At 74.5% G+C, this 22432-nt stretch carries 25 protein-coding genes; 17 read left to right on the forward strand and 8 right to left on the reverse strand.

What is annotated here, in order from left to right:
* Window positions 1–77: 77 nt before the first annotated feature.
* Window positions 78–482 (reverse strand): DUF2267 domain-containing protein, encoded by a 405-nt coding sequence (locus ACSNOB_RS01625; protein WP_436684725.1) that lies wholly within the window; start codon window positions 480–482, stop codon window positions 78–80.
* 219 nt (window positions 483–701) lie between these two features.
* Between ACSNOB_RS01625 and ACSNOB_RS01630 the strand changes: the two genes are divergently transcribed.
* The 4 genes from ACSNOB_RS01630 to ACSNOB_RS01645 all read left to right on the forward strand — a co-directional run bounded on the left by ACSNOB_RS01630 (window position 702) and on the right by ACSNOB_RS01645 (window position 3440).
* Window positions 702–1037, forward strand: a complete 336-nt coding sequence (locus ACSNOB_RS01630) for an ArsR/SmtB family transcription factor (protein WP_436684726.1) — start codon at window positions 702–704, stop codon at window positions 1035–1037.
* Window positions 1038–1178: 141 nt separating this feature from the next.
* Window positions 1179–1913, forward strand: a complete 735-nt coding sequence (locus ACSNOB_RS01635; RefSeq protein WP_436684728.1) for a helix-turn-helix domain-containing protein — start codon at window positions 1179–1181, stop codon at window positions 1911–1913.
* Window positions 1910–3019: an ACR3 family arsenite efflux transporter gene (arsB, locus tag ACSNOB_RS01640; protein ID WP_436684730.1), complete on the forward strand. Its 1110-nt coding sequence runs from the start codon at window positions 1910–1912 to the stop codon at window positions 3017–3019. Before ACSNOB_RS01635 ends, arsB begins: the two co-directional genes overlap by 4 nt.
* Before the next feature lie 13 nt (window positions 3020–3032).
* Entirely contained in the window at window positions 3033–3440 is a 408-nt protein-coding gene (locus ACSNOB_RS01645; RefSeq protein WP_436684731.1) for an arsenate reductase ArsC, read from the forward strand.
* Between the two features lie 19 nt (window positions 3441–3459).
* Here ACSNOB_RS01645 and ACSNOB_RS01650 read toward each other — a convergent pair whose 3' ends face one another.
* The 3 genes from ACSNOB_RS01650 to ACSNOB_RS01660 are packed head-to-tail and all read right to left on the reverse strand — an operon-like array spanning window position 3460 to window position 6790.
* Window positions 3460–4938 carry an MGH1-like glycoside hydrolase domain-containing protein gene (locus tag ACSNOB_RS01650; protein WP_436684733.1) on the reverse strand — a complete coding sequence of 493 codons (1479 nt, stop codon included), beginning with the start codon at window positions 4936–4938 and terminating at the stop codon, window positions 3460–3462.
* Window positions 4935–5753, reverse strand: coding sequence for a sugar phosphate isomerase/epimerase family protein (locus tag ACSNOB_RS01655; protein WP_393111003.1), 819 nt, complete (start codon window positions 5751–5753; stop codon window positions 4935–4937). The genes ACSNOB_RS01650 and ACSNOB_RS01655 overlap by 4 nt, the downstream gene beginning before the upstream one ends.
* Window positions 5750–6790 carry a zinc-dependent alcohol dehydrogenase gene (locus tag ACSNOB_RS01660; RefSeq protein ID WP_436684735.1) on the reverse strand — a complete coding sequence of 347 codons (1041 nt, stop codon included), beginning with the start codon at window positions 6788–6790 and terminating at the stop codon, window positions 5750–5752. Before ACSNOB_RS01660 ends, ACSNOB_RS01655 begins: the two co-directional genes overlap by 4 nt.
* A gap of 116 nt (window positions 6791–6906) precedes the next feature.
* On the opposite strand from ACSNOB_RS01660, the gene ACSNOB_RS01665 reads away from it, so the two are divergent.
* From ACSNOB_RS01665 to ACSNOB_RS01685, 5 genes are all read left to right on the forward strand, one after another.
* On the forward strand, window positions 6907–8301 hold the full coding sequence (locus ACSNOB_RS01665) for an ABC transporter substrate-binding protein (RefSeq protein WP_436684736.1): 1395 nt from the start codon (window positions 6907–6909) through the stop codon (window positions 8299–8301).
* On the forward strand, window positions 8298–9260 hold the full coding sequence (locus ACSNOB_RS01670) for a carbohydrate ABC transporter permease (protein ID WP_436684737.1): 963 nt from the start codon (window positions 8298–8300) through the stop codon (window positions 9258–9260). The genes ACSNOB_RS01665 and ACSNOB_RS01670 overlap by 4 nt, the downstream gene beginning before the upstream one ends.
* Window positions 9260–10126 (forward strand): carbohydrate ABC transporter permease, encoded by an 867-nt coding sequence (locus ACSNOB_RS01675; RefSeq protein WP_436684739.1) that lies wholly within the window; start codon window positions 9260–9262, stop codon window positions 10124–10126. Before ACSNOB_RS01670 ends, ACSNOB_RS01675 begins: the two co-directional genes overlap by 1 nt.
* Window positions 10127–10174: 48 nt before the next feature.
* On the forward strand, window positions 10175–10867 hold the full coding sequence (locus ACSNOB_RS01680; RefSeq protein WP_436684741.1) for a phosphatase PAP2 family protein: 693 nt from the start codon (window positions 10175–10177) through the stop codon (window positions 10865–10867).
* A 101-nt stretch (window positions 10868–10968) separates the two neighbouring features.
* The gene (locus ACSNOB_RS01685; protein WP_436684742.1) at window positions 10969–11574 is read left to right on the forward strand and encodes a class I SAM-dependent methyltransferase; all 606 of its coding nucleotides are present in this window, start codon (window positions 10969–10971) and stop codon (window positions 11572–11574) included.
* Window positions 11575–11681: 107 nt separating this feature from the next.
* Here ACSNOB_RS01685 and eccB read toward each other — a convergent pair whose 3' ends face one another.
* Window positions 11682–13073, reverse strand: coding sequence for a type VII secretion protein EccB (gene eccB, locus ACSNOB_RS01690; RefSeq protein ID WP_436684743.1), 1392 nt, complete (start codon window positions 13071–13073; stop codon window positions 11682–11684).
* A gap of 342 nt (window positions 13074–13415) precedes the next feature.
* Between eccB and ACSNOB_RS01695 the strand changes: the two genes are divergently transcribed.
* The 4 genes from ACSNOB_RS01695 (at window position 13416) to ACSNOB_RS01710 (ending at window position 15573) form a co-directional block, all read left to right on the forward strand.
* Window positions 13416–14291, forward strand: coding sequence for a DsbA family oxidoreductase (locus ACSNOB_RS01695; protein WP_436684745.1), 876 nt, complete (start codon window positions 13416–13418; stop codon window positions 14289–14291).
* The gene (locus ACSNOB_RS01700) at window positions 14288–14788 is read left to right on the forward strand and encodes a nucleoside deaminase (RefSeq protein WP_436684747.1); all 501 of its coding nucleotides are present in this window, start codon (window positions 14288–14290) and stop codon (window positions 14786–14788) included. Before ACSNOB_RS01695 ends, ACSNOB_RS01700 begins: the two co-directional genes overlap by 4 nt.
* A 13-nt stretch (window positions 14789–14801) precedes the next feature.
* Window positions 14802–15122: a DMT family transporter gene (locus ACSNOB_RS01705; protein WP_436684748.1), complete on the forward strand. Its 321-nt coding sequence runs from the start codon at window positions 14802–14804 to the stop codon at window positions 15120–15122.
* A gap of 64 nt (window positions 15123–15186) precedes the next feature.
* Window positions 15187–15573 (forward strand): DMT family transporter, encoded by a 387-nt coding sequence (locus ACSNOB_RS01710; protein WP_436684749.1) that lies wholly within the window; start codon window positions 15187–15189, stop codon window positions 15571–15573.
* Window positions 15574–15879: 306 nt separating this feature from the next.
* On the opposite strand, the gene ACSNOB_RS01715 is transcribed toward ACSNOB_RS01710, so the two are convergent.
* On the reverse strand, window positions 15880–16887 hold the full coding sequence (locus tag ACSNOB_RS01715) for a GlxA family transcriptional regulator (RefSeq protein ID WP_436684750.1): 1008 nt from the start codon (window positions 16885–16887) through the stop codon (window positions 15880–15882).
* A gap of 123 nt (window positions 16888–17010) precedes the next feature.
* Between ACSNOB_RS01715 and ACSNOB_RS01720 the strand changes: the two genes are divergently transcribed.
* Complete coding sequence (locus ACSNOB_RS01720; RefSeq protein WP_436684751.1) at window positions 17011–17895, forward strand: NAD(P)-dependent oxidoreductase; 885 nt, start codon at window positions 17011–17013, stop codon at window positions 17893–17895.
* Between the two features lie 2 nt (window positions 17896–17897).
* A complete protein-coding gene (locus ACSNOB_RS01725; protein WP_436684752.1) occupies window positions 17898–18563 on the forward strand; it encodes a hypothetical protein in 666 nt (221 codons plus the stop codon).
* Window positions 18564–18616: 53 nt separating this feature from the next.
* Here the strand turns inward: ACSNOB_RS01725 and ACSNOB_RS01730 are convergent, their stop codons facing one another.
* The gene (locus ACSNOB_RS01730; protein ID WP_436684811.1) at window positions 18617–19621 is read right to left on the reverse strand and encodes a zinc-binding dehydrogenase; all 1005 of its coding nucleotides are present in this window, start codon (window positions 19619–19621) and stop codon (window positions 18617–18619) included.
* A 132-nt stretch (window positions 19622–19753) separates the two neighbouring features.
* Here ACSNOB_RS01730 and ACSNOB_RS01735 point away from each other — a divergent pair, with 132 nt between their 5' ends.
* Window positions 19754–20467 (forward strand): spermidine synthase, encoded by a 714-nt coding sequence (locus tag ACSNOB_RS01735; protein WP_436684754.1) that lies wholly within the window; start codon window positions 19754–19756, stop codon window positions 20465–20467.
* 121 nt (window positions 20468–20588) lie between these two features.
* Window positions 20589–20765, forward strand: coding sequence for a hypothetical protein (locus ACSNOB_RS01740; RefSeq protein WP_436684755.1), 177 nt, complete (start codon window positions 20589–20591; stop codon window positions 20763–20765).
* On the opposite strand, the gene ACSNOB_RS01745 is transcribed toward ACSNOB_RS01740, so the two are convergent.
* Window positions 20722–22353 (reverse strand): glycosyltransferase 87 family protein, encoded by a 1632-nt coding sequence (locus ACSNOB_RS01745; RefSeq protein WP_436684756.1) that lies wholly within the window; start codon window positions 22351–22353, stop codon window positions 20722–20724. The two genes, ACSNOB_RS01740 and ACSNOB_RS01745, sit on opposite strands and share 44 nt — an antisense overlap.
* Window positions 22354–22432 lie beyond the last annotated feature (79 nt).

A 22432-nucleotide genomic window follows, 5' to 3' on the forward strand; every position in this document is an offset into this window, starting at 1 on the left:
CTCAGGCCATCAGTCTTCCTGTGATCGGGGTCGATGTCCACAGGCGACTTGTGAACGTCCAATGAACCGGCCACCCATCAGGTGTCATACGGTGGCCGGGGGATCGGCTGGCTCATGCCGTCGAAGTCCCGGGGCAGCCGCGCGACCATCTCGCGGAACTCGTCGACGGTGACCGCCTCCCGCAGCGTGGCGAAGACGGCGGCGGTGCCGGTCCGGGCGGTGGCGTCGTCCACCCCGGCCCGCTCCCCCACCCGGCGCAGGAACTCCGCCGGCCCGAACGCCATCGGCGGGCCGTCCGCGGGACCGGGCGCGCCCAGGTAGCCGTCCAGCTCGTCGGGGAGGTGCCCGGCCAGGTCACCGGACCGGCCGCCGGTCATCCGCTCCACCATCGTCTGCAGCACGGCGCGGGCGATCGTGGCGGACTGGGCGCTCGACAGCCCCGACCGGCGGGACACCGCGTCGACGAATAGGGGAAACCGCACGGCGCCCTCCTGTCGTCACCGGCCCCGCGCTTACCCCGGCCCGGCGCCGGCAAACGACGCGCCGGGCCGGGGCGGATCGGTCGGCGCCGGCGCTGGCGCCGTTCCACCGGGACGACGTCCCGCCGGCGGCCGTGGTGCCGGTCGACCCGCTCCCGCACGCCTGACGGACCCGTCGTTTCGTTGAATGACAATATGATGATGGTGCGGAAGGCTGGGGGCATGGACCAGGCGACGCCCCGGCCGGCGAGCGAGCCCTCCGGCGACCCCCCGAGCGGGCTGGGGCCGGCCACACAGGAGTTCCTGAAGGCACTGGGCAGCCCGACCCGGCAGCGGATCATGATGTTGTTCGCGCAGGGCGCCGAGCTCTCCGTGGGCGAGGTGGCCGAGCGCGCGGGGATCAGCCAGGCCACGGCGTCGCAACAGCTCACCCTGCTGCGACGCGGCCGGGTGGTGACGTCGCGGCGCGCCGGCAAGACGGTGTACTACCGGGCCGACCTCGACGGGGCGCTCGCCGCCCTGACGGACCTGCGCGCCTACCTACTGACCTGCTGCTGACCCGAGCCGCCCGGTCCGGCGACGTGACCGACCGCCCACCGGCGTCACCCCGCCACCCTCGGCGTGGCCGGCCTCCCCCCGGCAGTGCGGCACGGCACTCCCGCTTGACATCCGCCGAATGGCTCAGCGATGGTTGAGTCAATGGACATTGACCCTTCTCTGGCGGCGCGCGCCCGGATCCACGCCGCCCTCGGCGAGCCCGCGCGCCTGGCGATCGTGGACGCGCTGCTGCTGGGCGACGCCTCCCCCGGCGAGATCGCGCAGACCCTGCGCCTGCCCACCAACCTGGTGGCCCACCACGTCAAGGTGCTCACCGACGCCGGCCTGGTCACCCGTTCGCGGTCCGAGGGCGACCGGCGCCGCACCTACCTGCGGCTGTGCCCGGCGGCGCTGGCGACGCTGACCCCGCCGCCGCTGGACGAGGCGCGCCGGGTGGTCTTCGTCTGCACCCACAACTCCGCCCGCTCCCAGCTCGCCGCCGCCCTGTGGACGCGGCGCACGCACGCCCCGGCCGCCTCGGCGGGCACCGCCCCGGCGCCCCGGGTGCATCCGCGCGCCGTCGCGGTGGCCCGCCGCCACGGCCTGCGCCTCGACCCGGTCGGCACCGCCCACGTCGACGACGTCGTCCGCGCCGAGGACCTGGTCGTCGCCGTCTGCGACAACGCCCACGAGGACCTCACCGGCCCCGCCCGGCCGCGGCTGCACTGGTCGGTGCCCGACCCGGTCCGCGTCGACACCGACGAGGCGTTCGAGGCGGCGTACGCCGAGCTGGAGGCCCGGGTCGACCGGCTCGCCCCCGCCGTCATGCCAGCAGCGTCGCGACGGCCGACACCCGCCGACGCGCCGACACCCACGACCCGAACGGGAGCCCCGTGACCACCACCGCCCACGACGATCCGGCCACCACGGCCGTGGTGGGACGCCTGTCCCGCCTCGACCAGTTCCTGCCGGTCTGGATCGGCCTCGCGATGGCCGCCGGGCTGCTGCTCGGACGGCTGGTGCCCGGCCTGGACACCGCGCTCGACGCGGTGAAGATCGGCGGCATCTCGCTGCCGATCGCCCTCGGCCTGCTGATCATGATGTACCCGGTGCTGGCCAAGGTCCGCTACGACCGCCTCGACACCGTCACCGGCGACCGGCGGCTACTGGTCTCCTCGCTGCTGCTGAACTGGCTCGTCGGGCCCGCGCTGATGTTCGCCCTGGCCTGGGTCCTCCTGCCCGACCAGCCGGAGTACCGTACCGGGCTGATCATCGTCGGGCTGGCCCGCTGCATCGCCATGGTGATCATCTGGAACGACCTGGCCTGCGGCGACCGGGAGGCCGCCGCGGTGCTCGTCGCGCTGAACTCGGTGTTCCAGGTGCTCGCGTTCGGGCTGCTCGGCTGGTTCTACCTCGCCGTCCTGCCCGGCTGGCTGGGCCTCGAGGGCGCCGCGCTGGCCGTCTCCGGCTGGGACATCGCGGGGAACGTGCTGGTCTTCCTCGGCATCCCGCTGCTGGCCGGCTACCTCACCCGTCGCCTCGGCGAGCGGGCCCGGGGGCGCGACTGGTACGAGCGGCGGTTCCTGCCGAAGATCGGCCCCACGGCGCTGTACGGGCTGCTCTTCACCATCGTCATCCTGTTCGCCCTCCAGGGCGAGGCGATCACCGACCGGCCGCTGGACGTGGTCCGCATCGCCCTGCCGCTGCTGGTCTACTTCGCCGTGATGTGGGCCGGCTCCTACGCCCTCGGCCGGGCGGTCGGCCTCGGCTACGAGCGCACCACGACGCTCGCCTTCACCGCTGCCGGCAACAACTTCGAGCTCGCCATCGCCGTCGCGATCGGCACCTTCGGGGTCACCTCCGGGCAGGCCCTGGCCGGCGTGGTCGGGCCGCTGATCGAGGTGCCGGTCCTGGTCGCCCTGGTCTACGTCTCGCTCTGGGCGCGCCGCCGCCTCTTCCCGTCGCCGGCCGCGGACCGGCCGACCGTCTCCGTCCCGCACTGAAAGGGAGCACCCCGTGAGCGACAAGCCCAGTGTCCTGTTCGTCTGCGTACACAACGCCGGCCGCTCGCAGATGTCCGCCGGCTGGCTGCGCCACCTCGCCGGCGACGCCGTCGAGGTCCGTTCCGCCGGCTCGGCGCCCGCCGGGACCGTCAACCCGGCCGCCGTCGAGGCGATGCGGGAGGTCGGCGTCGACATCAGCGACCAGACCCCGAAGCTGCTGGAGTACGCCACGGCCGAGTCCTCGGACGTCATCGTCACCATGGGCTGCGGCGACGCCTGCCCGGTCTTCCCGGGCAGGCGCTACGAGGACTGGAAGCTGGCGGACCCGGCCGGCAAGGGCGTCGAGGCCGTCCGCCCGATCCGCGACGAGATCCGGGTTCGGGTGGAGCGGCTGCTGCGGGAGCTGATCCCGGCCGGCTGACCGGGGCGGCCGGGCCGGCTCAGCCGGCCGGGTCGTCGGCGAGGACGTCGAGCAGCAGCGCGGCCGTCCAGCCGAAGGCCGGCGAGCCCAGCCCGGCGCCGGTGTCCGGGTGGAAGTACTCGTGGCAGCCGGCCCGGGCCACCAGCTCGATCATCGACTCGCGCAGGCCGGCCGCCAGGTCGGGGTGGCCGTGGGTGAGCAGCCCCCGGCGTACCAGCCAGTTGACGTTCATCCAACTCGGCCCGCGCCAGTAGCGCAGCGGCTCGAAGTCCGGCGCCGTGCGGTCGTGGCTGGGCAGCGGCCGGTCCATCCGGGCGGCCAGCCCGAACCGCGGCGAGCACGCCTCGGCGACCAGCGCCGACACCTGCCGGGCCGGCAGGTCGGGCAGGACCAGCGGGACGAGGCCGAGCACCGTCCGGGCCGGCACGAGACGGTCGGCGCGCAGGTCCCGGGGCTGGAAGGTGCCGGTCGCGGGGTCGTACAGCCGGCGCACCAGGGCCTCGGTGATCCGGGCGGCGCGCTCCCGGTGCGGGCCCGGGTCCGCACCGACCAGCGGCGCGATCCGCGCGAGGGCGTGCTCGGCCGCCCCCATCGCCGCGTTGACCAGCGGACACTCCACCAGGAACGGGTGTCGGACGGCGAGTCCCTCGTCGCGGTAGCGGTGCTCCCGGTAGGACGCGACGATCGCGACGTAGCGGGCGTAGTCGAGGTCCGTGGGGCGGTGCGCGGCGTCGGCGTGCGCGGTGTCGTGCCGGCGGTACGCGCGCATGACCGCCGCGTCGGCGGGCACCGCCGCCATCGGCGCGTCCCAGGCGGGGCTGTTGTCCAGCCCGGACTCCCACGGGTGGACGATGCAGGCCAGCCCGCCCCCGCCGACGTCCCGGTGGGTGGCGAGGTAGCGCTGCTGCGCCACCAGCCCGGGATAGAGGCGGCGCAGCGCGGCCCGCCCGTCCTCGGCGGGGCACCGGCGGTAGGCCAGCCACGCGGCCGGCGCGTGCACCGGCGGTTGGATCAGCCCCGACGTGGCGGCGGCCGGGGCGCCGTCGGCGAGGGCCGAGTTCCAGAACTCGGGCCCGGGAAAGTACGAGCCCACCCGTAGCGCCGGATTGAACACGATGTGCGGCACCCGCCCGTCGGCCCACTGCGCCCGGAACAGGCTGGCCAGCTCCCGCCAGGCGCGGTCGGGGCGGACGTGGGCCCAGCCGATCGCGCTGAACGCCGAGTCCCAGCTCCACTGGTGCGGGTAGAGGGTGCGCGAGGGCACGGTGTGGTCGTGCTCCCAGTTGCCGTCGAGGGTGGCGACGGCGAGGCGGCGCAGCGCCCCGGCGTCACGAGCGCCGGCGGCGGGTCCCGCGCCCGCCGCGCCGCCCTGTCCGCCGCGCGGCCCGCCGCCGACGGTGTCTGGCCCGCCGTCGACGGTGTCGGCGGGCACGTCATCGATGGTGTCGGCGGGCCGGCGGCCGTCGGTGTGCCGGCCGCCGGCGGTGTCGGTGCTCATGCCGCCGCCTGCCGGGGCAGCGCGTGCCGCAGCACGGCGGCGGCCTGGTGCAGGGCGCGGACGGGGTCGCCGCGCAGCCGGCACTCCAGGGCCAGCCAGCCCCGGTAGTCGATCTCCAGCAGGGTGCGGACCAGGGCCGGCCAGTCGAGGTGGCCGGCGCCCGGCTGGTAGCGGTTGGAGTCGCTGACCTGCACGTGCCCGAGGTAGGGCGCGGCGGCGCGCAGGGCCCGGTGCACGTCGTCCTCCTCGATGTTCATGTGGAAGGTGTCCGCCACGACCCGGACGGAGGGCAGCCCGACGGCCGCGCAGAGGGCGACGGCGTCGCCGAGCCGGTTGACCATGTGGTCCTCGTACCGGTTCAGCGGTTCCAGGAAGAGGGTGACGCCCTCGGCGCGGGCGTGCTCGCCCAGCTCGCCGAGGGCGTCGACGAGCACCTGCCGGTCGCCCGCGGGCGAGCGGGGTGGCTCGAACGGCGGCAGCCGCCGGGAGAACATCCCCCACGCCGCCGGGGTCATCGCGCCGACGCCGCCCAGCTCGGCGATCACGGAGAGCTGGGAACGCAGGTTGCGCACCGCGTCGCGGGACCGGTCGGGATCGAAGTCGCCGATGAAGTGGTCCATCTCGACGCAGACGGTGGGCATGACCACGCCGGCCGCGCGGGCCCGGCGCAGCTCGGGCAGCCGGCGGGCGAGGGCGAGGTCGCCCCGGCCGCGCAGCTCGATCGCGTCGTAGCCGAGCGCGGTGGCGAGCGCGTACTTCTGGATCAGGTCGGTGCCCGGCAGGAGTTGCTCCTGACAGGCCAGGGGAATGGTCATGGGAACCTCAGCACGACTTGGAGGGCGTCACCGTCACCGCGGTCGAGCAGCGCCAGCGCGTCGGCCACCGCGCTCGCGTCGACGACGTGGCTCACCAGCGGCAGCGGGTCGACGCTGCCCTCGGCCACCAGGTCCATGAAGGTGTGTGCGACGCGGGCTCCGGTCCACCGGCCGGCCATGCCGGGCGCCGGGGTCGGCCCGGAGACCTGGGCCGCCACCAGCTGGATCCGGTTGTGGTGGAACTCCTCACCCAGGCCGAGCCCGTCGGCCTGCCCCTGGTAGAAGCCGGCGGCCACGACGCGGCCGGCGTGGGTGGTGGAGCGGATCGCCTCGTGCAGCGCCGGGTAGGCCCCGGACAGCTCCAGGCAGACGTCCGCGCCCCGGCCGTCGGTGGCCCGGCGCAGCACGGCGGCGGCCGACTCGGCGCCGGCGTCGACGGTGATGCGGGCGCCGAGCCGGGTGGCGTGCGCCAGCCGGGCGGCCACCCGGTCGACGGCGACGACCCGGGCGCCGGAGAGGGCGGCGAGCCGGGTGGCGAGCAGCCCGATGACGCCCTGGCCGAAGATTCCGACCCAGTCACCGAGGTGCAGGTCGCCGGCGAGCACCGCGGTGAGGGCGATCGCCCCGGGGCGGGCGAAGACGGCCGCGAGCGGATCCAACCCGGCGGGCAGCGGGTGCACGGCGTCGGCGGGCACGACCGCCTCGGCGCGGTGCCCCCAGATGCCCCAGACCACCTGCCCCGCCCGCCGGTCGGCCACGTCGGGCGCGACCTCGACGACCTCGCCGACCTCCTCGTAGCCGAAGCCGACCAGCGGGTACGGCACGGAGGTCTGCCGGGGCACGAACATCCTGCTGACGTCGTCCCAGTCCTTGCTCAGCCGGGGGTTGCTGCCCCGGTAGAGGGTGAGCTCGGTGCCGGCCGAGATGCCGGAGTAGCAGGTGCGGACGCGGACCTGACCGGGGCCGAGCGGATCCGGGGGGCAGGGCTCGAGGCTGATCCGTCGGGGCCCGGCCAGAGAGACAACCCAGTTGACCATGAGTCACATCCCGGTAGCACTGGGTTCCATCGTAGGCAAAAAATCGGCATATGTCTTGTAATTGATCAATCGAAGGCGTTGAATCCCTTGTATACCCTTCGAGAGGAGTGCCATCGATGTCAGCACCTCCGATGCGGATACTCGCCGCCACCCTGATCATGGCAGTCACCGGGGCCAGCCTGCTGGCCTGCGGCGACGAAGAATCCGACAGCGACAGCAAGAAGATCACCGTGTGGAGCCTGGAGGACGTGGCCGACCGGGTCACCGCCACCAAGGCGATCGTCGCGGACTTCACCGCGAAGACCGGCATCACCGTCGACCTGGTCACCGTCAACGAGGACCAGTTCCCCTCGCTGATCGCCTCCAGCGCCGCCGCGGGCGAGCTGCCCGACGTGGTCGGGTCGGTGTCGCTGGCCGGGGTGCGCACCCTCGCCGGCAACGAGCTGCTGCACCCCTCGGCGAACGCGGAGGTCGTCGAGGCGCTCGGCCGGCAGACCTTCTCGCCGCGCGCGCTGGAGCTGACCGCCGACGACGGCAGGCAGCTCGCCGTGCCCAGCGACGGCTGGGGGCAGCTCCTCGTCTACCGCAAGGACCTGTTCGACGCCGCGGGGCTGCCCGCCCCCGACACGTACGAGAAGATCGCCGCCGCCGCCGCGAAGCTCAACACCGGCGGCGTCGCCGGCATCACCGCCGCCACCGCCCCCGGCGACGTGTTCACCCAGCAGACCTTCGAGCACCTGGCCCTGGCCAACAACTGCCAGCTCACCGACGACTCCGGGGCCGTGCGGCTGGACTCCCCCGAGTGCGTCGAGGCGTTCCGCTTCTACGGCGACCTGATGCGCACCAGCTCCGTGAAGGGCGCGCAGGACGTGGACACCACGCGGGCCACCTACTTCGCCGGCAAGGCGGCCATGCTGATCTGGTCGCCGTTCATCCTCGACGAGCTGGCCGGGCTGCGCGACGACGCCAAGCCGACCTGCCCGCAGTGCCAGGACGACCCGGCCTTCCTGGCGCGCAACAGCGGGTTCGTCACCGCGATCAAGGGCCCGAACGGCGCCGCTCCGGCCCAGTACGGCGAGATCAGCTCGTGGGCGGTGCTCGACGGCGCCGCCGCCGACCCGGCGAAGTCCTTCGTGGAGCACCTGCTCGGCGAGGCATACCCGCGCTGGTTCGGCATGTCCCCCGAGGGGCGCTTCCCCGTCCGCAAGGGCACCGCGGCCGAGCCGGAGAAGTTCCTGACCGCGTGGAACGCCAGCCAGGCCGGGGTGGACGCCAAGAAGCCGCTCGCCGAGGTGTACGGCGAGGAGGTGCTCGCCGGCCTGCGGCGCAGCCCCGACACCTTCCAGCGCTGGGGCCTCACGCAGGGCCAGGGCAAGCTGGTCGGCGCGATCCTGGGCGAGTTGCCCGTGCCCAAGGCGCTGAACGACGTGGTCGCCGGCAAGTCCGACGCGGCCGCGGCCGCCGGCCGGGCGAAGAAGGACGTGGAGGCGATCGAGGCGGGCGTCAATTGACCAGCGCCGCGCCGGGCACCGGCCGCTCCCCCACCCGGGAGCGGCCGGCCCCGGCCCCCCGCCGCCGGCCGCTGACCCTGCGCCGCCGCGAGGCGCGCGCCGGGCTCGCGCTGGTCGCCCCGACCCTGCTCGTCGTGGTCGCGGTCATCGGCATCCCCATCGTCTGGACCGTCGTGCTGGCCTTCCAGCGCGTACGTCTGGCGACGCTGCGCCGCACCGGGCTCTTCGGCGAGTTCACGATGGACAACGTCGAGCGGGTGCTGAACACCCCGGGCTTCGCCGACACGCTGTGGACCACGCTGGTCTACAGCGTCGCCAGCACGGCCGGCTCGATCCTGCTCGGCCTGGTGGCGGCGCTCGTCGTACGCCGGCCGTTCCGGGGCCGCACCCTGGTGCGCGCGTCGATGCTGCTGCCGTACGTGGCGCCGGTGGTCGCGGTCACCTTCGTCTGGCAGGTGATGCTCGACCCGCAGCTCGGCATCGTCAACGACTGGGGTCGGCGCTTCCTCGGCTGGGACACCCCGGTGCCGTTCCTGTCCCAGGAGTCGACGGCCCTGGCCACGGTCATCGCGTTCGAGGCGTGGCGCTACTTCCCGTTCGCGTTCCTGTTCCTGCTCGCCCGGCTCCAGGCGGTGCCCGGCGAGCTGGAGGAGGCCGCCCGGGTGGACGGGGCCACCCCCACCCAGCGGTTCCGGCACATCCTGCTGCCGCAGCTGCTGCCGGTGATCGGCCTGCTGGGCGTGCTGCGCTTCATCATGACGTTCAACAAGTTCGACGACGTCTATCTGCTCACCGGCGGGGCCGCCGGCACCGAGGTGGTCAGCGTCCGGGTCTACGAGTTCCTGACCGCGCGCACGGACATCGGCGCGGCCGCGGCGCAGGCGGTCGTGCTCGCCGTGGTGCTGATTGTGTTCGTGCTGGTGTACCTGCGCTTCTTCGGTGGACGGAGGGTCGACTGATGGACCGGGACCGGGTCGAGACGGTGGGCCTGCGCTGGCTGCGCCGGCTGGTGATCGCCGCGTTCCTGCTGGTCACCGTCTTCCCCTTCTACTACATGCTGGTGCTCTCGGTGCGCCCCATCGAGCGGCTGCTGCTCGACCCCGGCTCGTTGGTCGTGGGCCTGGGCGAGCTGACCTTCGACACGTACGCCGAGGTGGTCAAGGCCGCCGACGACGGCGGCCAGGGCTTCCTCACCTTCATGCGCAACAGCGGCCTGGTCGCCGTCGCGGCGACCCTGCTGACGCTGGTCGTGGCGATCCCCGGCGCGTACGCCGTCGCCCGGCTGCGGTTCTTCGGCCGGCGGCAGGTCGACTTCCTCTTCCTGGCGGTCTACCTGTTCCCGTCGATCGTCATCGCGATCCCGCTCTTCGTGGTCTTCACCCGGGCCGGGCTGCGCGGCTCGCTGCTGGGCCTGGTGCTGGTCTACATCTCGCAGACCCTGCCGGTCTCGGTCTACATGCTGCGCAACTACTTCGAGACCATCCCGGTCAGCCTGGAGGAGTCGGCCGCCATCGACGGCGCCGGGCGGCTCGGCATCATCCGCCGGGTCAGCCTCCCCCTCGCGGCGCCGTCCATCATGGCGGTCGCCCTGTACGACTTCATGATCGCCTGGAACGAGTTCCTCTTCGCCCTGCTCTTCCTGGTCGACAAGCCGCACCGGTGGACGGTGTCGCTGGGGCTGGCGCAGCTGGCGGACGGCGTCGAGGTGCCGAAGACGGTGCTGATGGCGGGTTCGGTGATCCTCACCCTGCCCATCGTGATCCTCTTCTTCGCCAGCGAACGGCTGCTCACCGAGGGGCTCACCAGCGGCGCGGAGAAGGGGTGAGGCGGGGCGGGGTTGCCGCGTGGCGTCGGCTCGCCCGAGGATGTCCCGGTGGAAGCCTCCCCCGCCACCGGAACCGACCCCGGCGGCGCGCCCGCGGCGGCCCCGCCCGGCACCGACGTGCCCAGCGCCGGCCCGCCCGCCGTCGACCCGGCCGACCGGGGCCCCGGCCGGCGGGCGGCCCGACTGGTCACCGAGGTCCTCGCGCCCAGCGTGCTGGTCACCGTCATGCCCCTGGTGGTGGCGGCCCGGGCCACCGGCAGCCTCGGCGGCGTGCTGCGCTGGGGCGGCGCCGCCCTGTTCTTCTGCGCGGTCGTCCCGGTCGGCGTGGTGGTGTACGGCGTACGCCGAGGCTGGCTGACCGACCGGCACATCGGCGACCACACGCAGCGGCTGCGACCCCTGGCCCTCGGGCTGGCCTCCGTGGCGGTCGGCGTCGCGCTGCTGGCCGCCCTCGACGCGCCCCGACCGCTGGTCGCGCTGATGGCCGCCACCCTCGTCAACGGGGCGGCCGCCACGGCGGTCAACCACTGGTGGAAGCTCAGCGTGCACGCCGCCACCGCCGCCGGCTCGGTGACCGTCCTGGTGCTGGTCTTCGGCCCCGCGCTGCACGCGCTCTGGCCGCTGGTCGCCGCGGTGGCCTGGTCGCGGGTGCGCCTGCGCGACCACACGGTGGCCCAGGTGCTCGCCGGGGCGGCCGTCGGCGCCCCGCTCACCGCCGCCGCCTTCCTCGCGCTGACCTGACCAGGACCGCGCGCCGGGGCGCCTCCCGCCCGCGCGGGCGGACCGCCGGCGCAGGTCCGCCCGCCGCCGGAGGGTGGCGCAGATCCCGCTACGGTGACGGCATGGGAAAGCCGACCCGTTGGGTGACCGAGAACGGTCCGGAGCACTCGCAGTGGTACATCGACCGGTTCCGTCGGCTGGCCGCCGAGGGGGCGGACCTGGCCGGCGAGGCCCGGTTGCTGGACGTCCTGGTCCCGCCGGGATCCCGGATCCTCGACGCGGGCAGCGGCACCGGTCGGGTGGGCGCGGCGCTGGCCGCCCGGGGGCACACGGTCGTCGGTGTGGACGTCGACCCGGCGCTGGTCGACGCCGCCCGCGTCGACCACCCGGGTCCGCGCTGGCTCGTGGGCGACCTGGCCGAGCTGGACCTGGCGGCCGCCGGGGAGCCGGAGCCGTTCGACGGGGCCGTCATCGCCGGCAACGTGCTGGTGTTCGTCGCCCCCGGCACCGAGCGGGACGTGCTCCGCCGGGTCACCGCCCACCTGCGCCCGGGCGGCGTGGTGGCGGTGGGCTTCGGCACCGACCGCGGCTACCCGCTGACCGACTTCGACGCCGATGCCGTCGCCGCCGGGCTGCGGCTGGAGCACCGCTTCGCCACCTGGGACCTGCGCCCGTGGCGCGACGACGCCGACTTCGCCGTCACCGTGCTGCGCCGCCCTTCGGACTGAAGCCGCGCCCTCCCGGCGGGCGGCACCCGGCCGGGCCGCACCGAGACAGAGCGGTCCCCGGCGACGCCGAGCCGACCGGCCGGCGTCGAGCCAGCGGGCTGGCCGGGTCAGGCGGGGGTGGCCACGACCCGTGCGGCGGCGGGGTCGAGAGTGGCGCCGGCGGGCACCAGGCTGACCAGGCCGGCCGGCAGCCGCACCGGCCGAACGTCGCGGTAGCCGAGCATGCCGAGCACCTCCCCGCCGGCGAGCACGTAGCGCCGGCCCAGGTCGGTGACCACGGAGACCGCGCCACCGGACGCGCCGGGCGCCGCGACCGACTCGACCACCGCGCCCCGGCCCGGCTCCACCACGACGTGGTCCGCGCGGACCCCGCCGCCGGACGCCGGGGACGCGGCGCGCGGCGCGGCGGCGAGGTCGGGCAGCCGTACGCCGAGCCTGACCTCGCTCGCGCCGCCATCGTCGCCCACCCGCACGCAGAGCGCCGACCCGTCGGGCGCGGCCAGCCGGGGCGGCGCGGTCGGCGGGGCGGTCGGCCCGGTCGGCGCGAGGTCGGGCAGCTTCGGCAGCGCGGCGAAGCGCCCGAGGGTGATCGGCTCCGGCTCGCCCTGGCCGGTGCGGGCGAGCAGCAGCCCGGCCTGCAACTCGGTGATGCCGGCCAGGCCGTCCCGCAGCGCGACCGCGTACTGGCGGCCGCCGCCCGAGTTGCGCACCAGGTAGACGTCGCCGATCCGCGCCCCGGACACCCGCGCCGAGCGCTCCCCCTCGTCGGGCAGGGCCAGCGGGGCGAGATCGGCGCCCGCGGGCAGGCTGTTGAGCAGCGCCGGCGCCACCGGGACCGCCCGGGCCCGGGTGGCCGCCAGGGCGGCCAGCACCCGGTTGGGGTCACGCAACAGGTGGCGACGCTGGTGCCAGACCAGGTGCAGCCCGCCGTCGGGGTGGCGCAGCAGCAGCGCGTCGTCGCCGAGGGCCCGGCCGCCGTCGCCGGCCACGCCGATCAGCAGTGCCGACCGCGGTGCCGACCGGTCGTCCTCGCCGCCGGCCACCGAGCAGACCGTCCACGGCGCGGTCGACAGCCGGCTCCGCGCGGGCAGGGAGTCCGGGGCGTCGGCGATGCCCAGCGGCAGCCCGCGCGGCACGCCGTCGATGGCACGTCGGGAGACGAGCACCGTCTTCGGCCGGTCCGCGCCGATGATCAGCAGCGCCGAGGCGTAGTTCAGCACCGGGTGCAGCTTCTGCTCCCGGTAGACGAACCGGGCGCCGGACTCCTTCTCGACGATCACCGCGCCCGCGTCGCGCCACGTCTTGCCGCCGCCGGCGAAGAGGCCGTAGAGGGCGAAGCCGCCCAGGCCGATGGCCGCGACCAGGACGCTGGCCAGGGCCGCCCCGGCCAGCCGCCGGAACGGCGAACGCGCCGGATCGGTCTCCCGCATCACCAGGGCGGCGACCGCCCGCTGGACGGTGAACTGGTACGAGTGCAGCTGGTCCTGCCGCGACGGCATGGGATCCCTTCCGGTAATGCGGTCGGGGCACAGGATAAGCGTTGCGTCGATGTCCCGAGGACCCTGCGTCGCGAGGGACGGGACGGGCGGAGGCGACGGGTGGACCACCACGGCGCGGCCCCGGCAGCCGCCTGCACGCCGCCTACGGCGGTGATCTCGACGGCCTGCCGAGTCCGGTCGCCCGGCACGCCCGGGCCGCTGTCGGTCCAGTCGGGGGCGGTCAGGGTCGATGTCTTTGCGCTTGCGAGGGGGTGACGCCAACTACCTCCCGCGAGCGCCGGAAGACGATCAAGGTGCGAGCTGGTCGCCCGCCGGCCTGGATAGCTGGGCGGGCGCTCGGCCGTGACGGACGACGGCGACGAACTGACGCTCGTCTTCTTCACCGACGACGAGGTGCTCCGGGCCTGGCGCGACGACCCGGAGCACCTCGCCGGCCGGCCGGCCCCACCGGCGTCCATGGCGGGGCGCTTGCCATGCCGCAGAAGCATGGTACTTTACTTGCATGCACATGCACCTGAGTGCGGCGGGCTTCGAGGGCTCCAGCTATGCCACGCCGCCCCCCATATATGTATGTACAGCCAAATCAACTGCCGCCGGGGAGCGGGCACAGTGAGCACGACGGTGGAGTTGTTCGTGGACTACGTGTGTCCCTACTGCTTCCTCGTCGAGGACGCGGTGGCGGAGCTGGAACGCGAACGTGACGTCGAGGTCGTCGTCCGGCCGTTCGAGCTGCGACCCGATCCGGTGCCGACGCTGAGGCCGGAGGACGACTACCTGCCGCAGGTCTGGCGCGCGTCCGTCTACCCGATGGCCCGGCGGCTGGGCGTGGACATCGCCCTGCCCTCGGTTTCTCCGCAGCCACGCACCGCCAAGGCGTTCATGGCCCTGCAACTGGCGACGGAACACGGCGTCGCGCGGGAGTACTCGTCGGCGATGTTTCGCGCGTTCTTCCAGCACGATCGAAACATCGGCGAGGACGGGGTGATCGTCGAGGTCGGCGCCACGGTCGGTCTCGACCGATCCGAGGTGGAACGGGCGCTGGCGAGTGAGGAACGACGCTCCCGCCAACTCGCCGAACAACGGTACGCGGCCGATTCGGTGGGCGTGCGCGCCGTCCCCAGTTTCCGCATCGGCGGCCGCCTCCATTCCGGAGTGCTCGACGCGGATCGCCTGAAGAAGGCCGTGGACGAGGCGGCCGGCCGGGAGCCACTGCCATGAGCTGGACCGACGCGGCGCTGGCGTCGCTCATGGCGGACGCGGTGCAGTTCGGCATCCGCCACGTCGACGGTGGCGGCCTGCCGTTCGTGGGCGTGCTCGTCGGCGAGGACGGCTACGTCGCGGAGCCCGGGGTCAACCTCGTACGGGAAACGGGAGATCCGACCGCGCACGCCGAGATCGTCGCGATGCGGGCCGCTCTGCGCGACCGCGACGGCGGCGACCTGACGGGCACCTGGCTGCTGGCGACGGGCGAGCCGTGCGGCCTGTGCTACCGCTTCGCCCTCGACCACCGGGTCGGGCGAATCTACGTCGCCGTGGACAGCGACACCGTCGCGGCGCACGGATTCGACTATCGCGGGAGCTACCCCGCGTTCCGGATCGACCGTTCAGCCCTGCCCATCCCCGTGTACCGCCTGCCCGTCGCGGGGGCGCTGGAGCCGTTCCGACGCTTCCACCTCCTCGGCCGGGACGGCGCGGGCAGCCCTTCTCCTCGGTAACGAAAGGAACGACATGAACTGGTTCTACCTGGGCATCGCCGTCATCTTCGAGATCACGGTGGCCTTCTCGGCAAGCAAGGCGAAGGGCTTCACCCACCTGTGGTGGACCGTCGCGACCCTCGTCAGTGGCGCGATCGCGACCTTCTTCCTCAGCCTGGCGCTGCTGACCTTCGACGTCGGCGTCGGTTACGCGCTCTGGACCTCCGTGGCAGGGGTCGGGATCGTCGTCGTCGGCGCGCTGTTCATCGGGCAGCGCCTGGACGTGAGGAAACTCCTCGGCATCCTCGTCGTCATCGGCGGCGTCGTCGGACTGCAGCTCAGTGGAGCGGCGTGACCCACCCGTCGGCGCTCACGCCGGCCCCATCCACACCCTCGACCCGATCGAAAGGACCAATCCCATGACCGCGACAGTTGCCCGGCACAACACGAAGGCCGGCGCCTGGCTCGTGCTGCTCCTGGCCGGAGCGTTCGAGGTCGGCTACGCGCTCAGCGTCGGAGGCAGCGAAGGATTCACCCGCGTCGGCTGGTCCGTTTCCGCCGTCGCCTTCTTCCTCCTGACCCTCTTCTGCCTCAGCGTCGCCCTGCGGAACATCGATGTCGGGATCGGCTACGCCGTCTGGGCCGGCATCGGCGCCGTCGGCGCGGCCGTCCTCGGTCCGGTGTTCTTCGACGAGTCACTCACCCCCACCCGAGCGTTCTGGCTGGCGGTGATCATCGCAGGGGTCGTCTGGCTCAAGCTCGCGGACGGCGCCAAGCCCGCCACGGAGCAGCCCGCGGCGCTCTGACGCCACGCCACCGGACGGCGTGGCCACCGGCTCCGGACCGACCGACACCGGCGGGATGCGGCCGGCGATCCACGAGTGACCCGACCGAGCGCGGCCACCAGCGGTGTGCGCCGTCAAGGTCTCGTCCTCGTGGATCGCCGGCGGCACGGTCCACAGCGGCGGCGTCATCGGCGCCGTGGCCGACGGCCCGGCGGGTCGCCCCCGTTCGGCGGTCCGGCGCCGGGTCACGCCCATCGCTGCCAGGCCGACCCGGCCATGGCCACGATCGGACCAGGCACCGGGCGACCGCCCTCCGACGTCCACAGGTCAGTCGACGTGCGGCTGCCGCACTGCCCGCGAGAAGGCCCGCCGGTGCTCGCGCGGCGACACCCCGACGTGCTTCAGGAAGTGGTGGCGCAGGTTGTTGGCCGTGCCGAGCCCGCTCAACTCCCCGACCTTCTCCATCGGCAGGTCGGTCATCTCCAGCAGGCCCTGCGCCCGGGCCAGGCGTTGGTGGAGCAGCCACCGCAACGGGGTCGAGCCGGTGGCCGCCTGCAGACGCCGGTAGAACGTGCGGGGGCTCATCGCCGCCCGGCGCGCCAGGTCCTCGACCGTCAGCGGGCGGTCCAGGTGGGCGCGGGCCCACTCGAGCACCGGCGCCAGGCCCGCGTCGTCCTCGACGGGCACCGACAGGTCGATGAACTGTGCCTGGCCGCCCGGCCGGTGAGCGGGCACCACCATCCGCCGGGCGAGCTGGTTGGCGACGTGCGCGCCCAGGTCCCGGCGGACCAGGTGGAGACACAGGTCGAGCCCGGCGGTCAGCCCCGCGCTGGTCAGCACGTCGCCCTCGTCGACGTAGAGCACCGAGTCGTCGACCTGGACCCTGGGGTACCGCTCGGCGAGCTGCGCGGTGTGCATCCAGTGGGCGGTGGCGCGGCGGCCGTCGAGCAGCCCCGCCTCGGCGAGGGCGAAGGCCCCGGTGCAGAGCGACACCATCCGGGCGCCCGCGTCGTACGCCCGGCGCAGCGCCGTGACCAGCTCCACCGGCAGCGGCTCGCCGTCCTCGACGCAGGAGTCCGGCACGGACGGCACGATCACCGTGTCGGCCCCGACCAGGTCGTCGAGCCCGTACGGGCTGCGCAGCACGAACCCGGACTCCATCGGACGGTCGGCCCGCTGCGCGCCCGCCCCGCACAGCCGCAGCTCGTACCAGGGGTCGGCGAGGTCGGGCTGCGGCTGGCCGAAGACCGTGCAGGGGATGGCGAGCTCGTAGAGGTCCCACGAGGGGAGCCCGAGCGGCTCGGTGACCACCACGGCGACAGATCGCACGCTCACGCCGTCGATCCTATGGCAGGAATTTGGTGATAGCCGACTCCACTGTCACTGTCGGGTCGTGTCCGGCGCTGCGAGGGTTGCTCCGTACCTGATCACGCAACACCGCGAACAAGGAGATGTGGCATGGATGCCGGACGCACACCGGTGACCGTCATCGGGCTGGGCCAGATGGGCTCCGCGCTGGCCGGCGCGCTCGTGGAACGCGGCCACCCGGTCACGGTCTGGAACCGTTCCGCCGAGAAGGCCCGGGCGGTGGTGGACCGGGGCGCCCGCCCGGCGGACACCCCCCAGGAGGCGGTCGCCGCGAGCCCGCTCGTCATCGCCTGCGTGCGGGACTACCCCGCGTTGCGCGCCGTCCTCGACCCGGCCGTCGACCAGCTCGCCGGCAGGACGCTGGTCAACCTCACCTCCGGCTCGCCCGAGCAGGCCCGGGACACGGCCGCCTGGGCCCGCGCGCACGGCATCGACTACCTCGGCGGCGCGATCATGACCACGCCGCCGGGCGTCGGCAGCACCGAGGTGATGTTCCTCTTCGGCGGCGCCGGGGAGGTCTTCACGACCCACCGGCCGACCCTGGCGGCGCTGGGCGACCCGCTGCACCTGGGCGACGACCCGGGACTGGCCTCGCTCTACGACGTCGCGCTGCTCGGGCTGATGTGGTCGACCATGACCGGCTGGCTGCACGGCGCGGCCCTGGTCGGCGCGGAGGGGACGTCGGCCGCCGACTTCACGCCGGTCGCGCTGCGCTGGCTGGGCACGGTGGGGACCTTCCTGACCCGGTACGCCGCGCAGGTGGACGCCGGGCGGTACCCGGGCGACGACGCGACCGTCGACATCCAGATCGCGGCCATCGACCACCTCATCCACGCCGCCGCCGACCGGGGCGTCGACAACGCGCTGCCCGAGCTGTTGAAGGCCATGATGCAGAAGGCCGAGGCCGACGGCCACGGGTCGGACAGCTACGCGAGCCTGGTCAGCGTCCTGCGTCCGTCGGCCGGGACGAGGTGACCGTGGCGTCACCCACCCCCGCGACGGCCGCGCGCACGGTGCCGGCGCTCCCCGGCGACACCCGGGCCTGGGCGGAGCTGGTCTCCGCCACCGCCGACGAGTGCCGGGCGGTCCTGGCCGGCGGCGCCGACCGGGACTGGTCGGTCCCCGCCGCCGGCCTCGACTGGAGCTGCCGCCAGACCCTCGACCACCTGGCCCTGGGCGTGGTCGGCTACGCGGGCCTGCTCATCGCCCGCCCCACCGACCGGTACATCACCCTCTTCGCCGCCCTCGATCCGCACGCCGAGATCCCCGCCTGCCTGGAGGGCATCGGGATCGCCGCGACGCTGCTGGCCACCACGGTCCGCCACAGCGCCGAGCACGTGCGGGCCTGGCACCCGTGGGGGCACTCCGACCCGGCCGGGTTCGCCGCGATGGGGCTCGTCGAGCTGACCGCGCACACGTACGACATCACCCGCGCCCTCGGCCTCACCTGGGCGCTGCCGGAGCGGGCCAGCGCCGCCGCGGTGGCCCGGCTGTTCCCCGACGCGCCGGCCGGGCACCGCCCCTCGGACACCCTGCTCTGGTGCACCGGCCGGACCGCGCTGCCCGGGCTGCCCCGACGAACGGCCTGGCAGTGGGACGGCACCGCGCGCCGGCCCACCCCGGGCGGTGCACCGGCGGCCTGAGGCAGGGAGCGTCAGCGGCCGGAGGGGGCGGGGCGTCGGACGGGCGGCGCCGCTCAGGGACGCAGGATCAGCCGGATCGGGTTGCCCTGCTTGCTCTGCACCCGCCGCACCGCCTCCTCCGCCTCGCCCAGCGGCAGCACGTCGCTGACCGAGGCGCTCAGGTCGAGCCGCCGCTGCCGGGCCAGGGAGACGAGCTGCACGACGTGCTCGGGCTCCGAACCGTAGTGACCGAGCACCGCCTGCTGGAAGTAGTTGAACGGGCTGTCCGAGGCGATGGTGACCGGCTTGTTGGCGATTCCCGCGAGCACCAGCCGGCCCCGGCGGCCGAGGACCGTCAGCGCCTGCTCGCGGACGGCGGTCACCCCGGCGAAGTCGAACGCCACGTCCAGCCCCCGCCCGTCCGTCAGCGCCAGCACGGCGTCGCGGAACGCGGGGTCGGCCGGGTCGAGCACCGCGTCGGCCCCCAGTGTCGTCGCCCGGTCCCGCGCCGCCGCCAGCGGCTCCACCGCGATCACCGGGGCCGCGCCGACCAGGCGGAGCAACTGGACGGCGTGCGCCCCCAGGCCGCCCACGCCCCAGACCCCGACCGCCTCGCCGGGCCGGGTTCGCGCGGTCTCCGTCACCGCCGCCCACGGCGTGGAGACCGCGTCGGGAATGATGCAGGCCTGCTCGAACGGCAGGTCGTCCGGGATCGGCACGACCGTGCCCTCGTTGGCCACGGCGTACTCGGCCCAGCCGCCGTCGTAGTCCACGCCCCGGGTGAACACCGTGCCGCGCCGGTCCCGCTCCCCGGCCTGGAGCAGCACCCGCTGGCCCGGTTCCCACCCCTCGACGTCGTCGCCGAGCGCGTCGATGACGCCGGCCACCTCGTGGCCCAGCGTCACCACGTCCCCGGGCAGGTAGAGCGGGGTGAGGGTGCCGTCGATCAGGTGCACGTCGGACAGGCAGACCCCCGCCGCCCCGACCCTGATCCGCACCTGCCCGCGCTCCGGCTCCGGCACCGCCACCTGCTCCATCCGCAGCGTCCGGTCCGCCAGGTGCAGCCGTCCGGCCAGCATCTCCGCCACTGTGCGCGCTCCCTGTCCGGCCCCCGGTCGGCGGCCCTCGACGCTGCACGCATACCCCGCCGGGCGGCGGGAATGCGCGCCGGCGGCCGGCGGCCGGGGCGCCGCCGGGTAGCATCCCGCCCCGTGGGCGTGCGATTCGAGGAACTGGCCTGGCGGGAGACCCCGATCGGGCTCATCAGCCTGCGGCGGCGTCGCGACCCGTCGCTCGGCGTGGACGTGTACGAGGTCAAGCTCGACGACGAGTTCCTGATGTCCAGCCTCTTCCCGGTGGCGGAGATCGAGCTGGCCCGGCTGGGGCTGGCCGCGCTGGCCGGGCAGGACCTCGACGTGGTCGTCGGCGGCCTCGGCCTGGGCTACACCGCCCGCACCGCGCTCGCCGACGACCGGGTCGCCTCGCTGCTGGTGGTGGAGGCGATCGAGGACGTCATCGACTGGCACCGCCGGGAGCTGCTGCCCTTCGCCGCCGGACTGGCCGCCGACCCGCGCACCCGCTTCGTGCGGGCCGACTTCTTCGCCGTCGTCGCCGACGGCACCGGCTTCGACCCGCGGGAGCCGGGGCGGCGGTTCCACGCCGTGCTGCTCGACGTGGACCACTCGCCGCGCAACGTGCTGCACCCTCGCCACGCCGCCTTCTACACCCCGGACGGCCTGCGCCGGCTCGCCGCCCACCTGCACCCGGACGGGGTCTTCGCCCTCTGGTCGGACGACCCGCCGGATCCCGGGTTCGAGGAGGCGCTCGCCGCGGTGTTCCGTACCGCGCGGGCGCACGTCGTCCCGTTCGCCAACCCGCTGACCGGCGGGGAGTCGGCGAACACCGTTTACGTCGCCCGGCGCTGACCGTGGCCGCGCGGCGCCCCCGCCACCCGGCGTTTCCGGCCGTTGTGGCGGCATGCCACGGACCGGACCGGGAAGGCGGGCGGGGGCCGCGCGGCGCGGTCGGGAGTCACGGGAGGTGGACATGCGAGCCATGCTCTGGGTCGTCGCCGTCATCGCCGGCGTGCTCGTCCTGCTGGGGCTGCTCCTGGAGGCGGTCCGCTGGCTGGTGATCATCGGTGCGGTGGCGCTGCTCGCGGTCGTCGTCCTGGCGCTGGTCAAGGGGCGGCAGGCGACGCACCACTCCGCCGGGCGCCGGTGACGTCGAGCGCGGCGGCCAGCTCCTCGTCGTAACTGGCGAGCGGTCGCCCGTCGGCGGCGTACGCCACCAGCCGGCCGTGCGTCATGGTGGCCGACCGGAACGAGAACGTGCGGGGCCCCGGGTGGGGCGCCAGCAGGGGGATGGCGCGGGGCGCGCCGCCCGGGGCGGAGTGGTACTCCAGCCGGGCGACCTCCGGCGACACCACCCCGTTGACCCGGACCTTGGTCTTCTCCCGGCGGGTGCCGAAGGTGACCGGGGCGTCCGTGCCGTACGCGGCGCACTCCGCCGGGCCGCGACAGACGAAGAAGTAGCGCGGGTTGTCGACGTCGGAGAGCGTGTACGCCTTGAACGTCGGGTCGGCGCCGGCCGGCAGGGGCTGCACGGCGAAGAACGCCACGGCCAGCGCGGCGGTGGTGCCCACCCGCAGCCAGCCACGGGCCGCCGGGGTCCGCCGCTCCGCGCCGGCCACGGCCAGCGCCGCCCCGCCGAACCCGGCCAGGCAGAGCACCGCGACGCCGAGGGCCCGGGCGTTCTCGAAGAGGAACTGGATCCCGGGGGTGGTCGAGACCGGGGCGAGCACGGCCCCCAGCGAGACCACCATCGTCACCAGCAGCGCGGCGCCGGCCACCCGCCTGGCGATGCCCTGGGCGCCGACCAGCAGCATCGCCGCCAGCACCGGCCAGATCTGGTGGTGGGTCCAGGACACCGGGGACGCGGCGACGGTGGCGCACCCGACGAGCACGGCGGCGTGGCCCGGCCGCCCCTGCGCGGCCAACCGCCGCGCCCGCACCAGCGCCACCCCGCAGACGACGGCCACCAGGGCCGCCCAGAGCAGCGGCAGGGACGCCTGGTCGAGCCCCAGCCGGAGCAGCATGCCGTGCACCGACTGGTTGCCGAGCGAGGCGAGGTTGCCGATCCGCGACGTGTTGCGCACCGCCTCGGTCCAGTACGTCCAGCTCGCCCCGGGCAGGACCGCCGCGCCGAGCGCGGCGCAGGCCAGGAAGGTGGCCACGGCCCGCCCGGCGTCACGGTGGCGGCCGGTGGCGAGGAAGTAGACCACGAACAGCAGCGGGGTCAGCTTGATCGCGGCGGCCACCCCGACGAGCACGCCCCGCAGCCGGGCCGGGACGACGCCCATGCCGTCCAGCAGCGCGAGCAGCACGATGAAGATGCTGACCTGGCCGAAGCGGAGGTTGCTCTGCACCGGCGCGGAGAGCATGAGGGCGCAGGCGACGGCCGGCACGACGAGGGAGCGCCGGCGCCCGGGGTCGCCGAGCAGGCGACCGACCGGCACCGCGATGGCCACCACGGCGAGGCAGGTCAGCGCCAGCCAGACGCCCTGCGCGACGCCCTCGGGGACGGCGGCGACCGGCCACAGCACGAGGGCCGCGAAGGGTGGGTAGGTGAAGGGCCCGCCGTTCGCGGCCTCGAACTCGTACAGGGGCAGGCCGGCGTGCAGGTGCAGCAGCGCGCCACGGTAGATGTGCAGGTCGGAGAGGCGGTCCGGGCGGAGCGTCACGAGCGCCGACGACCCCGCGGCGACCAGGACGAAGACCGACCAGAGCGCCGCCACCCGCCGATCCCGCATCGTCGGAGTGTAGAGCCGGCGCCCGTCCACGGGGGACCCGGTCGATACCTACGCGACCGTAGGTTACCGTGAAGTAGGC

It is taken from the genome of Micromonospora sp. URMC 106 (genome assembly GCF_051386395.1).
GTDB lineage: Bacteria > Actinomycetota > Actinomycetes > Mycobacteriales > Micromonosporaceae > Micromonospora.

What these genes read in the sequence shown, in the direction of transcription:
- ACSNOB_RS01685 (WP_436684742.1), top strand. Translation starts at nt 10,969, where the DNA reads ATGGGAAAGCCGACCCGTTGGGTGACCGAGAACGGTCCGGAGCACTCG.
- ACSNOB_RS01660 (WP_436684735.1), bottom strand. Translation starts at nt 6,790, where the DNA reads ATGGTCAACTGGGTTGTCTCTCTGGCCGGGCCCCGACGGATCAGCCTC.
- ACSNOB_RS01745 (WP_436684756.1), bottom strand. Translation starts at nt 22,353, where the DNA reads ATGCGGGATCGGCGGGTGGCGGCGCTCTGGTCGGTCTTCGTCCTGGTC.
- ACSNOB_RS01665 (WP_436684736.1), top strand. Translation starts at nt 6,907, where the DNA reads ATGTCAGCACCTCCGATGCGGATACTCGCCGCCACCCTGATCATGGCA.
- eccB (WP_436684743.1), bottom strand. Translation starts at nt 13,073, where the DNA reads ATGCCGTCGCGGCAGGACCAGCTGCACTCGTACCAGTTCACCGTCCAG.
- ACSNOB_RS01650 (WP_436684733.1), bottom strand. Translation starts at nt 4,938, where the DNA reads ATGAGCACCGACACCGCCGGCGGCCGGCACACCGACGGCCGCCGGCCC.
- ACSNOB_RS01630 (WP_436684726.1), top strand. Translation starts at nt 702, where the DNA reads ATGGACCAGGCGACGCCCCGGCCGGCGAGCGAGCCCTCCGGCGACCCC.
- ACSNOB_RS01635 (WP_436684728.1), top strand. Translation starts at nt 1,179, where the DNA reads ATGGACATTGACCCTTCTCTGGCGGCGCGCGCCCGGATCCACGCCGCC.
- ACSNOB_RS01705 (WP_436684748.1), top strand. Translation starts at nt 14,802, where the DNA reads ATGAACTGGTTCTACCTGGGCATCGCCGTCATCTTCGAGATCACGGTG.
- ACSNOB_RS01675 (WP_436684739.1), top strand. Translation starts at nt 9,260, where the DNA reads ATGGACCGGGACCGGGTCGAGACGGTGGGCCTGCGCTGGCTGCGCCGG.
- ACSNOB_RS01655 (WP_393111003.1), bottom strand. Translation starts at nt 5,753, where the DNA reads ATGACCATTCCCCTGGCCTGTCAGGAGCAACTCCTGCCGGGCACCGAC.
- ACSNOB_RS01700 (WP_436684747.1), top strand. Translation starts at nt 14,288, where the DNA reads ATGAGCTGGACCGACGCGGCGCTGGCGTCGCTCATGGCGGACGCGGTG.
- ACSNOB_RS01720 (WP_436684751.1), top strand. Translation starts at nt 17,011, where the DNA reads ATGGATGCCGGACGCACACCGGTGACCGTCATCGGGCTGGGCCAGATG.
- ACSNOB_RS01740 (WP_436684755.1), top strand. Translation starts at nt 20,589, where the DNA reads ATGCGAGCCATGCTCTGGGTCGTCGCCGTCATCGCCGGCGTGCTCGTC.
- ACSNOB_RS01710 (WP_436684749.1), top strand. Translation starts at nt 15,187, where the DNA reads ATGACCGCGACAGTTGCCCGGCACAACACGAAGGCCGGCGCCTGGCTC.
- ACSNOB_RS01730 (WP_436684811.1), bottom strand. Translation starts at nt 19,621, where the DNA reads ATGCTGGCCGGACGGCTGCACCTGGCGGACCGGACGCTGCGGATGGAG.